Raw genomic sequence first — 13,162 nt, 5'->3', positions numbered from 1 at the left:
TACTTCGCCATCCTTTATACCCCATGGAACCGCTCCACGATGCCCAAGCCTGCCGTTGCGCTCGACTTATTATTGCTGCCGAGCTGGTTAGTGCCTGTCGAACCCGCCGGCGTAGTGCTCCAGAACCATGGCCTGGGCATTCGCGACGGTTGCATCGTATTTATCGGCCCGCGGACAGAAGCCCTCAAGTGTGACGCCGCAGAGGTTCGCGAACTGCCCGGCATGCTCCTGGCCCCCGGTCTGGTCAATGCCCACGGGCACGCGGCCATGACGCTGTTCCGTGGCCTGGCCGACGACCTGCCCTTGATGACCTGGCTCGAGCAGCACATCTGGCCGGCCGAGGCCAAGTGGGTCGACGAGGATTTCGTCCGCGATGGCACCGACCTGGCGATCGCCGAGCAGATCAAGGGCGGCATCACTTGCTTCAGCGACATGTATTTCTACCCCAAGGTGGCCAGCGAGCGCGTGCACAACAGCGGCATGCGCGCGCAACTGGCCATTCCGATCCTCGACTTCCCGATCCCCGGTGCGGCCAGCGCCGATGACGCCATTCGTCAGGGCATCGAGCTGTTTGGCGACCTCAAGCACCATCCTCGGATCAAAATCGCATTTGGCCCCCATGCGCCCTATACCGTGGGCGACGAGAACCTGGAGAAAATCCGCGTGATCGCCGAGGAGTTGGACGCGCCCATCCACATGCATGTCCACGAAACCGCCTTCGAAGTGCAGCAGGCTGTGGATAACACCGCCGAGCGACCGCTGGCGCGCCTGGGCCGGCTTGGCCTGCTGGGACCGCGCTTCCAGGCCGTGCACATGACTCAGATCAGCGATGAAGACCAGGCTTTGCTGGTAGAAAGCAATTGCAGCGTGATCCACTGCCCGGAATCGAACCTGAAACTGGCCAGCGGCTTCTGCCCGGTGGAGCGTTTATGGCAGGCGGGGGTCAATGTCGCCATTGGCACCGACGGCGCGGCCAGCAACAACGACCTGGACCTGCTGGGGGAAACCCGCACCGCTGCCCTGCTGGCCAAGGCTGTCGCCGGTTCCGCCACGGCCCTGGACGCCCACCGAGCGCTGCGCATGGCCACGCTCAATGGCGCGCGGGCGCTGGGCATCGAGTCCACCGTGGGCTCGCTGGAAGTCGGCAAGGCCGCCGACCTGGTGGCCTTCGACCTGTCGGGCCTGGCGCAGCAGCCGATCTACGATCCAGTGTCGCAGTTGATCTACGCCACGGGGCGCAACTGTGTGAAACACCTCTGGGTGGCCGGCAAGCCGTTATTGGAAGACGGCCGGCTGACGCGCCTCGACGAATCGCAATTGACCGCCACGGCCCAGGCCTGGGGGCGCCGCATCAGCGGACACGACGAATAACCACGCCCCTTGAGCCACCAGGCTCGGGGCACCTGACTTTCCCAGCTTTTCGAGGATCTGCACATGAGCAACGTCGACCACGCCGAAATCGCCAAGTTCGAAGCCCTGGCCCATCGCTGGTGGGACCGTGAAAGCGAGTTCAAGCCGCTGCACGACATCAACCCACTGCGGGTCAACTGGATCGATGAACGGGTCAACCTGGCTGGCAAGAAGGTGCTCGACGTCGGCTGCGGCGGCGGCATCCTCAGCGAGGCCATGGCCCAGCGTGGGGCGACGGTGATGGGCATCGACATGGGGGAGGCGCCGCTGGCGGTGGCCCAGTTGCACCAGTTGGAATCCGGCGTCAACGTGGAATATCGGCAGATCACCGCCGAAGCCCTGGCCGAGGAAATGCCCGGCCAGTTCGACGTGGTGACGTGCCTGGAAATGCTCGAGCACGTACCGGATCCGTCCTCGGTCATCCGCGCCTGCTTCCGCATGGTCAAGCCGGGCGGCCAGGTGTTCTTCTCCACCATCAACCGCAACCCGAAGGCCTACCTGTTCGCCATCGTCGGCGCCGAATACATCATGAAGCTGTTGCCGCGTGGCACCCACGACTTCAAGAAATTCATCCGCCCGTCCGAGCTCGGCGCCTGGAGCCGCATGGCCGGCCTGACCGTCAAGGACATCATCGGCCTGACCTACAACCCGCTGACCAAGCACTACAAGCTGGCCGCCGACGTTGATGTCAACTACATGATCCAGACCCTGCGCGAGGAGTAAGGCGATGCGTCTCAAAGCGGTTCTTTTCGACATGGACGGCACGTTGCTCGATACCGCGCCGGACTTCATCGCCATCTGCCAGGCCATGCGCGCTGATCGCGGCCTGCCACCGATGAACCCGCAGCACATCCGCGACGAGATTTCCGGCGGCGCCCGGGCAATGGTCGCGGTGACCTTCTCCATGGACCCGGAATCGCCCGGGTTCGAGGACCTTCGCCAGGAATTCCTCGACCGCTACCTCAAGGGTTGCGCCGTGCACAGCCATCTCTTCGACGGCATGGCCCAGGTGCTGGCCGACATCGAGGCGGCCAACCTGATCTGGGGCGTGGTCACCAACAAGCCGGTGCGCTTCGCTGAACCGATCATGCAGCAACTGGGCCTGGCGCAGCGCTCGAAAGTGCTGATCTGCCCCGACCATGTGACGAACAGCAAGCCCGACCCGGAACCGCTGACCCTGGCCTGCAAGATGCTCGACCTGGACCCGGCCAGCGTGTTGTTCGTAGGCGACGACCTGCGGGACATCGAGTCCGGTCGCAGCGCCGGCACTCGAACCTGCGCCGTGACCTACGGCTACATCCACCCGGACGACAACCCCAAGCACTGGGGCGCTGACGTGGTGATCGATCACCCGCTGGCACTGCGCGAGGTGCTGGATAACGCGTTGTGCAGTTGCTGAGGCAAATCGAGTATCGCTCCTGTGGCGAGGGGATTTATCCCCGCTGAGGCGCGAAGCGCCTCCACAAACTGTCTGTCACCGCGATGAATCAAGTAAACGAAGGGGGTCGCTTCGCGACCCAGCGGGGATAAATCCCCTCGCCACAACAGCTCGTCACTACGCATCGTTATGTTTCGTGAGGTTTTTTTATGTTTGATTATTCCGCCCGCCCCGACCTGCTCCAGGGCCGGGTCATCCTGGTGACCGGCGCCGGTCGCGGTATCGGGGCTGCCGCTGCCAAGGCCTACGCGGCCCATGGCGCCACCGTGCTGCTGCTCGGCAAGACCGAAGCCAACCTGACCCAGGTCTATGACGAAATCGAGGCAGCCGGCCATCCGCAGCCGGCGGTGATCCCGTTCAACCTCGAGACCGCCCTGCCCCATCAATACGATGAACTGGCGGCCATGATCGAGACCGAGTTCGGTCACCTGGACGGCCTGCTGCACAATGCCTCGATCATCGGCCCGCGCACGCCGCTGGAGCAGTTGTCCGGGGAGAACTTCATGCGGGTGATGCACATCAACGTCAACGCCATGTTCATGCTCACCAGCACCTTGCTGCCGCTGCTCAAGCTGTCCAAGGATGCGTCCGTGGTGTTCACCTCCAGCAGCGTTGGCCGCAAGGGCCGGGCGTACTGGGGCGCCTATGGCGTGTCCAAGTTCGCCACCGAGGGACTGATGCAGACCCTGGCCGACGAAGTCGACAGCGTTGCCGCCGTGCGCGCCAACAGCATCAACCCGGGTGCGACCCGCACCAGCATGCGCGCCCAGGCCTACCCTGGGGAAAACCCGCTCGACAACCCGACGCCCGAGGCAATCATGCCGGTCTACCTCTACCTGATGGGGCCGGACAGCACAGGTGTGAACGGCCAGGCCTTCAACGCCCAGTAACACCGGGCTCGCGTCGCGACGACTTCCCGTCGCGACGCGCCTTTGCACGGCACGCAGCCAGGCGAAACGCCAAACCCTCGTCACCTCAGTGCCCCCGGCAACTTGAAACGCACACACAAGACCTTGATTTCCCATCGGTTTTTATTGAAATGAACCGAATGGCACGACTTTCGCTCTAAATATCCTCAAAACACGCCATGTTCGGCGGGTAACGGACGTTGAGACGAGACTTAGCCAGCCAGGGAAAGCCGACTAGACTCCTATCAGAGTCCTACGGGACTGATGGACCAGTACGACGCGCAGCCCAAAGCCGCCACACCCAGCCTGCCGGGACAGATTTAGCTTAGGGGCTAACGCCATATGAAAACGCCCATGCAGATGAACGCGATTGATTTTGACAGTGCCAAGTTGCAGCGCCTGGGCCTCGGCCAGCCGTCGCCGCTCGCGGCGCGCTCTGTCAGCCTGTCGCAATTGCGCCAGCAACTGGGCCAGCAATTGCAGACCAGCCTGGAGCCGCAACGCATCCTGGGCTTGTTCTTCCGCGAGGTTCAGCGGCTCGTGCCTCTGGATGCATTGGCGTATCAACACAAGCCGAGCGATCTGCGCCTGGAGTTCGGCCAGCGTGGGCACCACACCGTCAGCTATAACCTCAGCCACGAAGGCGAACACTTGGGCGAACTGGTGTTTCGCCGCAACCAACGCTTCACCGACGCCGAACAGGCCGACCTGGAAGCGATGCTCTCCACGCTCTTGTATCCACTGCGCAATGCCTTGCTCTACCGCGCGGCGACCCAGAGCGCCCTGCGCGACCCCCTGACCGGCACCGGCAACCGCATCGCGATGGACCAGACGCTGATCCGGGAAATCGACATGGCCAAGCGCCATTCGCAGCCCCTGTCGTTGCTGATGCTGGACATCGACCACTTCAAGCATATCAACGACAACCATGGGCACAGCGTCGGCGATGACGTGCTCAAGGCCGTGGCCGAGTCGATCAAGAATCAACTGCGCAATGTGGACATGGTGTTTAGGTTCGGAGGCGAGGAGTTTCTGATCCTGCTGGCCAACACCAGCCGGGACGCCGCGGCCATGGTGGGTGAACGCCTGCGTCATGCCGCCCAGGTCCAGGATTACTTCGCCGGGGGCACCCGGATCGAACTCACCGTCAGCCTGGGCTGCGCCACCCTGCTGCCCGGCGAATCAGCCGAAAGCCTGTTGCGGCGAGCCGACAGCGCGCTGTATGTGGCCAAGCGCGAGGGGCGCAATCGGTTGGCGATGGCGGGTTGAAGCCAACCAAGTGAATAACATCATCACCTGAGGGAGCGAGCCTGCTCGCGATGAGGGCCTGACAGTCGACCTCCCCGTCGACTCTGCAGGCTCTATCGCGAGCTGACTCACTCCCCGAGGGGTTCAGCTATGTCCGGGAAACGGCTCAGCTGCCGGCCAGCGCGAGGCGCTCACGGTTGACTGGCGACTTGCCCACGGACTCCGAGTGTTCCAGTTGCATGCAACGCTCCAGGAACAGGTACATGTAGTCATAGCTCTTGCACACCGCCTGGCGCAGCTCCGTTTGCAGGGCCTTGCTCGGGTTCATGCCCGCCAGCGTAACGATGATCTCCAGGGCTTCCCAAGGATGGGCATCGTCGTACTGGGCGTGCATCTTCAGCCACTTCATCGCCCGCTTGCGTTCCTCTTCGGCGAACGCCGCCGCGTAGACGCCGGTGGAGCACACCAAGGCCGACCACTCCCCAGTGGCGCCCTCGATGGCATAGTTGGTCGCGGCGATGGCCACGATCAGCGAGTCCGACGAACTGGTGTGCCAGCACCAGTGGCTCAGCGCATGAAGCTCCGGAGGCACTTGCTGGGCCTGCAGGTCTTCGAGGGTCACGCCATGGGCGGCGCTCCAGTTGACCCAGTAGTCGGCATGGTTGAGTTCGACACGGATATTACGCATCAGCCAACGACGGGCCATGTCCTCGCCGGGATGGCGGGCAAAGCGGGTCTTGGTGAGGTTCTGTGCCATGTATAAGGCGAACTGTTCAACGACCGGCCAACCACCAATGAGGTAGTGGCGCATGGTCTTGGCGCTGAGCTTGTTATCGCGCATGCGCTGATACAGCTCGTGTTCGACAACCCGGCGCTTGCTCTCGCTGCAATCGATAATGAGCTGCTGTGCCCATTTCGGATAGCTTTGGGCCTCCATGAGCGGGCCTGTTCGGTTGAATGTGTCGATCACTGTCTGGCTCCTTTTGATTGTGATTTTCCGGATCAACAAGAGGTTCAGCGGAACGTGCCGGGGGCCTTGAATAACAACGGCTGGGGCCGGGCCGGCCTACATTGCAACGTGTCACAGGTAAACAATTGCGGGCGTTCAATCACATACCCTTGAGCGTAATCCACCCCGATTTCCAGCAATGCCTGCTCGATCTGGGTGGTTTCAACAAACTCGGCAATCGTGCGCTTACCCATGACGTGGCCGATATGATTGATCACTTCGACCATTGCACGGTTAATCGGGTCGTCCAGCATATCCTTTACGAAACTCCCGTCGATCTTCAGGAAGTCTACAGGTAAATGTTTCAGGTAAGCGAATGAAGACATTCCGGCGCAAAAGTCATCCAGCGAGAAGTAACAACCCAAGCTCTTGAGTTCATTGATAAAGCGGATCGCACTGCCCAAATTCGAAATAGCGCTGGTCTCGGTAATTTCAAAACAAATCATTTCCGGGGGGATCGAGTAGGCCGCGAATTGTTTACGCAAGAAGTCGAGGAACGCCTGATCTCCGATAGTCGTACCTGACAGATTAATCGCACACATGGCCATCGGCGCCTGCCGTGATTCATTCAGGCATTGGCGAATGACCTTGAACACGTTCTCCACCACCCAGCGGTCCAGGGAGGTCATCAGGCCATAGCGCTCCGCCGCGGGAATGAAGCTGTCGGGCAGGATCATCCGCCCGGCCTCGTCGTGCAGCCGCAACAGGATTTCGATGTGCCCGCCGCCATGGTCGCCAGGCCCCAACGCGGCGATTTCCTGGGCGTAGAGGCAGAAGCGGTTTTCCTCCAGGGCCATGTGCAGGCGCTGGACCCAGGCCATCTCGCCAAAGCGCAGGGACAGCTCCGAGTCGTCGGCATGGTAGACCTGGACCCGGTTGCGGCCCTTCTCCTTGGCCATGTAGCAGGCCATGTCGGCGGCCCGCAAGGAGGCCTCCAGGGTCGTCGGGGTCTGGGCGATGTGCACCAGGCCGATGCTCACCGTGGTCACGAACGGCCGACCCTTCCAGACGAAATGCAGGTTCTGCACGGTCTGGCGCAGCCCCTCGGCGATTTTTTCCGCGGCCTCCGGCGAACAGTTTTCCAGCAGGATGCCGAACTCGTCCCCGCCCAACCGGGCCAGGGTGTCATTTTCCCGCAGCCCCGATTGCAGCAAGGCGCAGATATGGCGCAACAACTCGTCGCCCGCGGCGTGGCCGCAGGTGTCGTTGACCAGCTTGAACTGGTCCAGGTCGAGGAACATCAAGGCATGGCGACCGACCTGGCGCGTGAGGTTGTGCAGGGCCTGTTCGAGCCGGTATTCAAACTCCCGGCGGTTGGCCAGCCCGGTCAATGCATCATGGGTGGCTTGCCAGGACAGGTTGGCGATGTACTGGCGCTCCTGGGTCATGTCGTGCAGCACCAGCACGGCGCCGCTGACGTTGCCCGCATGGCGGATCGGCGCGCCCACCAGCGTGACCGACACGGTGCTGCCGTCCAGGCGCTGGATCAGCTTGGAGTGTTCGCTGGCACCGCTGAGCCGGCCGCTGAGGATGTGCTCGATCAGGGTCAGCCCTTCCGCCTGGGCGTTGTCATCGAGCAAATTGAACAGCGCCGCCAGGGGCAGACCCATGGCATGTTCGGCTTTCCAGTGGGTCATCGCCTCGGCGGCGGGGTTCATGTAGGCAATGGCTCCCTCGACGTCGGTGGTGATCACGCCGTCGCCGATCGATTGCAAGGTGATCTGGGCGCGTTCCTTCTCCAGTTGCAACGCATTGGCAAAGACCTGCCGCTGGGCCAGCAATTTGTGGGTACGCAGCAATGCCAGGACGATCAACCCCAGCGCCGTGGCGAAGTTGGTCACCAGCAACAGCCGCAGGATGAAGCGCGAGCCCTCGCCCAGCGCATCGCTGAATGCCTTGGCCGCCGGGGTGACGGAATCGTTGATGGCAAAGATCCGCGCCTTCCAGCCGCGGACATCGACCTCCGTCGCCTGGCCCGCGCTGATGCTGGCGTGCATCTGCTGGGCGACGTTATCCAGCTCGATCAGGTAGCCGTCCCCCACCGTCCACAGGTCGATGGCCTCTTCCAGGTAGCTGAAGTGACGAAAATTCAGATACAGCCAGATCAGGCTCGCCACGTCGTCCGGGTGATTGCCGCCCTTGAGGATGGCGGTCCTGGCCGCTTCCAGGTCCGGCGGCTGGCGGTCCAGCGCCACCCGCAGCTCATGCCCGCCCTCGGGAACGGCGATGGCTTGCTGGTACTTGAGGAAAATGGCTTCGTCGCGGCTGTCGGCATAGAGGTTGAGGTAATAGATGGCGTCTTTCTGCCCCTTGGACCAGAGGCTCTCCCCCGCTACGTAACCGCGAACCGCCGACAATACGTAGAGACTCACGCCACCGAGCAATGCCTGAAATAGCACAACGGCAATAAAGGGCCAGACGATGCCCAACAATCGAGGCGTTCCGAGAGTCCGTTTTTGCTTCATGAGGTCCCTTGCACAGGCGTTGCCGATAAGCACCCGCGAGAAATCCGCTGCTAATTCCAGAGCCTAGGCTAGTTTTCGATCCTTGGAACGCCGGTAGGAAGAATCGAGGGGCTCTAGCTGGAAATTCAGTGAAGTCGGGGGTGTTTGGCTGATTTTTTTTCGATACTAAGCACAGAAAAGTGCCGGAAACTCAAGGCTGCTGTATCTGTTGCAAGTGACCGTAGAGTCGAGCGTACAAGCCACCTTCGGCAATCAGCTGCAAATGGTCGCCGTCCTCGGCGATCTGCCCACCATCGAACACCAGCACGCGGTCGGCCTGTTTCACCGCGGAGAGCCGATGGGCGATGATCAGCGTGGTGCGCCCGCGCAGGAAACGCGCCAGGGCCTGGTGGAGGTTGTACTCGGTGGCAGCGTCCAGCGCGGACGTGGCTTCATCGAGGATCACCACCCGCGGATCCGCCAATACCATGCGGGCGATCGCCAGCCGTTGCCGCTGACCACCGGACAGCCGAACCCCGGAACGCCCGACGACACTGTCCAACCCCTGGGGCAGCGCGCGCACGGTGGCATCGAGCTGGGCGATCTCCAGGGCTCGCCAACAGGCTTCGTCGGTGCACTCGCGGCCCATGGTGAGGTTGGCGCGTACCGTGTCGTTGAACAGCGCCGGATGCTGCAACACCACCGCGACATTCTCCCGGATGGTCTCCAGGCCAATCTCCTGTTGCGTCACACCGCCGAAACGGATGCTGCCCGCCTGCGGCGTATACAAGCCCAGCAGCAGTTGCACCAGTGTGCTCTTGCCACCGCCACTGGCACCGACGATGGCGACTTTCTCCCCGGGCAGGATGGACAGGTTCAACTGGTTGAGCACCAATTCCTCGCCATAGCCGAAATCCAGCCCCTGAATGTCGATGCCCACCGTGTCACGGCCCTTGAACGGGTCGCTGCCGCCGGGGTACTGCGGCTCGTCGGCACGGGCCAACAGCTCATTGATCCGCGACAGCGCACCGCCCGCCGCATAAAAGGCGTACTGCAGATTGAGCAACTGCTCCACCGGGCCGATCATGAACCACAGGTAGCTGAACACCGCCAGCATCTGCCCGATCGACAAGTCCGAAAACAGCACGGTGAGCATGGCCGCGGCGCGAAAGATATCGATGCCGAACTGGAACAGCAGGCCGGTGGCGCGGCTGGACGCGTCGGTTTTCCACTGCGAACTCACGGCGTAATCGCGAACTTCCCTTGCCCGCATGCCCAGGCGCCCGAGGAAAAAGCCCTGGCGATTGCCGGCGCGCACTTCCTGGATGGCGTCCAGGGTTTCCGTCAGGGCCTGGGTGAAGCGCGAGGTGCTGTCGTTTTCCAGCTTCTTGAGGTGCTTGACCCTTTTCCCCAATTGCACCGTGGCGTAGATCACCAACGGGTTGAACAACAGGATCAGCAGCGCCAGTTTCCAGTGCATCCACACCAGGATCCCGGCGGTGCCCACCAGGGTCAGCATCGCCACCAGGAAACGGCTGAGGGTTTCACCGACGAACTTGTCGACGGTGTCCAGGTCGGTGACCAGGTGCGCCGCCACGGTGCCGCTGCCCAGGCTTTCGTACTCGCCGAGGGAAATGCGCTTGAGCCGTTCGATCAGGCGGATGCGAATGCGGTAGACGATGTCCTTGGCCAACCGGGCGAACAGCCGCGCCTGCAACACGTTGAAGAGCAATGCACCGCAACGCAGCACCAGGGTCGCCAGCAGCATCAGCCCGATATAGCCGGCCGCCTGCTGCCACCCCGCGGGCAACACCTGGTTCATCACGTTCAAGGCCGCATCGCCGCGCCCCAACAACACTTCGTCCACCAACAGCGGCAGGAGCAATGGAATCGGCACGCTGCACAGCGTCGCCAGCACGGCCACGCCGTTGGCGATCCACAGGGCTTTCTTGTGCTTGAGGGCCAGGCGACGGATTTCGGCCCAGCTCAACCGATCGATGCGTTGCGGGGTTGGCGAGTGCTCCGGCCGGTCAGGCACAGGCGGCGCGCTCCAGCCAACGGCCCAGCAAGGGCGACAAGGATTCCAGGGGCTGGTAGCCGTTGGTCAACAACGCCAACTGACCGTCACGCTCGGCCAGCAGCGTGGGAAACCCGGCAATCCCCAGGTCCTGCACCCAGGTGAAATCGGCGGCGGTGGCCGCGTGCTGGTCGGCGCGATCGAAGGCGGCGGCGAACTCGATGCGCGGCAGCCCGGCCTGTTCGGCCAATTCCACCAGGACGCTGGCGTGGGTGACGTCGCGCCCCTGCACGTAAAACGCCTGCTGGATCAGCTTCAGCAGCTTGAAGACCAGGTCCGGCGCCAGGGTGCGGGCGGTGACCACGGCGCGGCAGGCCGGCTCGGTGTCGTAGACAAACCCGTCCGGCAGCGCGCCTTCAAGCGTGAACGGCTGGCCGGTGGCCTGGGTGACCGCCTGCCAGTGTTCGAGAATGTAGCGTCGGGTCGTCGGCTCCAGCGCCGACCCGCTGCCGGTGCGCAAGCCGCCCACCACCAGGTGCAACTCCACCCCCGCCGCCTGCGCCTGCTCCACCAGCGCCTCGGCCACCGGTGCAAAACCCCAGCACCAGGAACACATCGGGTCCATTACATAGAGCAGGCGTGGCGCCATGGTTCAAGCCTCGGAAGATGACTGCTTGTAGTTGTAGCCGATCGGGTGCGGCAGGTTGCGAGCCTTGGCCAGTTCGATCTGCTTTTGCCGGTCGATGGCGCTGCGGCGGGTTTTCTCGCTCAGCGTGTCCCAGCAATGCGGGCAGCTGATACCCGGCACATAGTGCTCCGAAGCACGGTCTTCGACGCTGACCGGCGTACGACAGGCATGACATTGATCGTAGTCGCCTTCGCTGAGGTCGTGGCGAACGGTGACGCGGTTATCGAACACGAAACAGTCGCCACGCCACTTGGATTGTTCCTGGGGCACTTCCTCAAGGTACTTGAGGATGCCGCCCTTGAGGTGGTAGACCTCCTCGAAACCCTCGCCGAGCATATAACTGGAGGCTTTCTCGCAGCGGATGCCGCCGGTGCAGAACATGGCGACTTTCTTGTGGCGGGCCGGATCGAAATGGGCCTTGATGTACTCGGGGAACTCGCGAAAGCTGGTGGTGTTGGGGTCGATGGCCCCTTCGAAGGTGCCGATGGACACTTCGTAGTCGTTACGGGTGTCGATCAGCAGCACCTGCGGATCGCTGATCAGCGCATTCCAATCCTGCGGCTCGACGTAGGTGCCGACCTGTTTGTTCGGGTCCACGCCTTCGACGCCGAGGGTGACGATTTCTTTCTTCAGCTTGACCTTGGTGCGATAGAACGGCTGCTCGTCGCAGTACGACTCTTTATGGTCGATGTCGATCATGCGAGGATCGTTCTTGAGCCAGGCCAGCAACCCGTCGATGCCCTCGCGGGTGCCGGAGACCGTGCCGTTGATGCCTTCTTCGGCGATCAGCAGGGTGCCTTTGATGCCGTTATCGAGCATGGCCTTGAGCAGGGGCTCGCGCAGTTCGACGTAGTCTTCAAGGGTGACGAACTTATACAGTGCCGCCACGACAATGGGTTGTGTCATGGGTGTTTCTCCAGGTGGCTACCCTCGCAAAGGGTGAACCGGATGCGAAAAAAAAGCGCCCTTGCAGGCGCGTTGCGGATTCTAGCAAATACACGGTGGCTTTAGGAGCACACCGGTGGCGAGGGAGCTTGCTTCCGCTCGGCGGCGAAGCCGTCGCCTGCGTTATTCAGGGGGGACCGCTTCGCGGTCCAACGGGAGCAAGCTCCCTCGCCACGGAAAGCGCCTTCACCACGGCAAGCTTCCTCGCCACAGCGCCTGAATCAGTGCTTGCTGCCACCTGCGCAGGTCGGCGAAGCGGGCGCGGCGTCGATCTGCGCCCACTCCTCGGGGGTGTAGGTGTGCAGCGCCAACGCGTGAAACTCGCCCATCAGCTCGCCCAGCGTGCCGTAGACCTTCTGGTGGCGCTTGACGCGATTGAGCCCCTCGAAATGCCGGCTGACCACCACGGCCTTGAAGTGGGTCTGTAGCCCACGGCTGTGCATGTGGCTTTCATCCAGCACTTGCAGGTGCTCGGGCTGCAACAGCCCGAGGGTCGATTCGATGCGTTGCTGCATGCTCATACCGGGCTCCGCTTACGGCTTTTTCTTGGCCGGCGCAGCGGCTTTTGGCTCGAGCTCGGCGGTCATGTCCGCCAGCAGCTTGTTGACCACCGGCACCGCGCTTTCAAGCTTGGCCTGGGTCAACTGGGCCGATTGCTGGGTCAGCTGCGGCATTTTTTCCAGGACTTTCTTGCCCAGCGGCGACTGGTAGAACGCCACCAGGTCCTTGAGCTCCGACTCGCTGAAGTTGCTGGTGTAGAGCTTGACCATGTCCGGTTTGAGCTTGTTCCAGCCGATGGCCTGGTCCAGCGCGGCGTTGGCCTTGGCCTGGTAGGTTTCCAGGGTGGCTTTCTTCGACTCGGGGGCCTTGGTCTGTTCAAAGCGCTGGGCAAACATCTGCTGCACTTGCATGTACACCGGGGTGCCCAGTTTGTCAGCGTGCGCCAGGGTCAGGAACGCTTCGGCGCTGGCGTTATGGCTGGCGGTATCGGCGAAAACAGGGCCGCTGGCACATACCAGAGCAACTGCGGTACAGATGGCACGAAGACGGGTCAT

General features: G+C 62.5%; 12 protein-coding genes. 5 read left to right on the top strand and 7 right to left on the bottom strand.

The annotated features are described in order from the left end of the window. Positions 1–39: 39 nt before the first annotated feature. The 5 genes from V5F23_RS07830 to V5F23_RS07810 all read left to right on the top strand — a co-directional run bounded on the left by V5F23_RS07830 (position 40) and on the right by V5F23_RS07810 (position 5,025). Positions 40–1,371, top strand: a complete 1,332-nt coding sequence (locus V5F23_RS07830; protein ID WP_047737587.1) for a TRZ/ATZ family hydrolase — start codon at positions 40–42, stop codon at positions 1,369–1,371. A 63-nt stretch (positions 1,372–1,434) separates the two neighbouring features. Beyond that, a complete protein-coding gene (gene ubiG, locus V5F23_RS07825; protein WP_042728087.1) occupies positions 1,435–2,133 on the top strand; it encodes a bifunctional 2-polyprenyl-6-hydroxyphenol methylase/3-demethylubiquinol 3-O-methyltransferase UbiG in 699 nt (232 codons plus the stop codon). Positions 2,134–2,137: 4 nt separating this feature from the next. Next, positions 2,138–2,809, top strand: a complete 672-nt coding sequence (gene mupP, locus V5F23_RS07820; RefSeq protein ID WP_047737590.1) for an N-acetylmuramic acid 6-phosphate phosphatase MupP — start codon at positions 2,138–2,140, stop codon at positions 2,807–2,809. 188 nt (positions 2,810–2,997) lie between these two features. Then, on the top strand, positions 2,998–3,738 hold the full coding sequence (locus tag V5F23_RS07815; RefSeq protein ID WP_042731748.1) for a YciK family oxidoreductase: 741 nt from the start codon (positions 2,998–3,000) through the stop codon (positions 3,736–3,738). A gap of 360 nt (positions 3,739–4,098) precedes the next feature. Next, positions 4,099–5,025, top strand: coding sequence for a GGDEF domain-containing protein (locus tag V5F23_RS07810; protein WP_042731749.1), 927 nt, complete (start codon positions 4,099–4,101; stop codon positions 5,023–5,025). A 145-nt stretch (positions 5,026–5,170) separates the two neighbouring features. On the opposite strand, the gene V5F23_RS07805 is transcribed toward V5F23_RS07810, so the two are convergent. The 7 genes from V5F23_RS07805 to V5F23_RS07775 all read right to left on the bottom strand — a co-directional run bounded on the left by V5F23_RS07805 (position 5,171) and on the right by V5F23_RS07775 (position 13,162). Continuing rightward, positions 5,171–5,974 carry an iron-containing redox enzyme family protein gene (locus tag V5F23_RS07805; protein ID WP_042731750.1) on the bottom strand — a complete coding sequence of 268 codons (804 nt, stop codon included), beginning with the start codon at positions 5,972–5,974 and terminating at the stop codon, positions 5,171–5,173. A gap of 44 nt (positions 5,975–6,018) precedes the next feature. After that, positions 6,019–8,478, bottom strand: a complete 2,460-nt coding sequence (locus tag V5F23_RS07800; RefSeq protein ID WP_042731751.1) for an EAL domain-containing protein — start codon at positions 8,476–8,478, stop codon at positions 6,019–6,021. 190 nt (positions 8,479–8,668) lie between these two features. Next, positions 8,669–10,495, bottom strand: a complete 1,827-nt coding sequence (locus V5F23_RS07795; RefSeq protein WP_338497908.1) for an ABC transporter ATP-binding protein — start codon at positions 10,493–10,495, stop codon at positions 8,669–8,671. Continuing rightward, a complete protein-coding gene (locus V5F23_RS07790) occupies positions 10,488–11,123 on the bottom strand; it encodes a DsbA family protein (RefSeq protein ID WP_338497906.1) in 636 nt (211 codons plus the stop codon). Before V5F23_RS07790 ends, V5F23_RS07795 begins: the two co-directional genes overlap by 8 nt. Before the next feature lie 3 nt (positions 11,124–11,126). Further along, complete coding sequence (locus tag V5F23_RS07785) at positions 11,127–12,068, bottom strand: rhodanese-related sulfurtransferase (protein WP_338497903.1); 942 nt, start codon at positions 12,066–12,068, stop codon at positions 11,127–11,129. A 260-nt stretch (positions 12,069–12,328) separates the two neighbouring features. After that, the gene (locus V5F23_RS07780; RefSeq protein WP_338474432.1) at positions 12,329–12,628 is read right to left on the bottom strand and encodes a BolA family protein; all 300 of its coding nucleotides are present in this window, start codon (positions 12,626–12,628) and stop codon (positions 12,329–12,331) included. A 12-nt stretch (positions 12,629–12,640) separates the two neighbouring features. Continuing rightward, on the bottom strand, positions 12,641–13,162 hold the full coding sequence (locus V5F23_RS07775) for a DUF2059 domain-containing protein (RefSeq protein WP_042732949.1): 522 nt from the start codon (positions 13,160–13,162) through the stop codon (positions 12,641–12,643).

The organism is Pseudomonas sp. WP18 (assembly GCF_036689585.1).
Lineage (GTDB): Bacteria > Pseudomonadota > Gammaproteobacteria > Pseudomonadales > Pseudomonadaceae > Aquipseudomonas > Aquipseudomonas chlororaphis_E.
The sequence above is the reverse complement of the archived record's forward strand: the minus strand, read 5'-3'. Positions and strand labels throughout refer to the sequence as shown.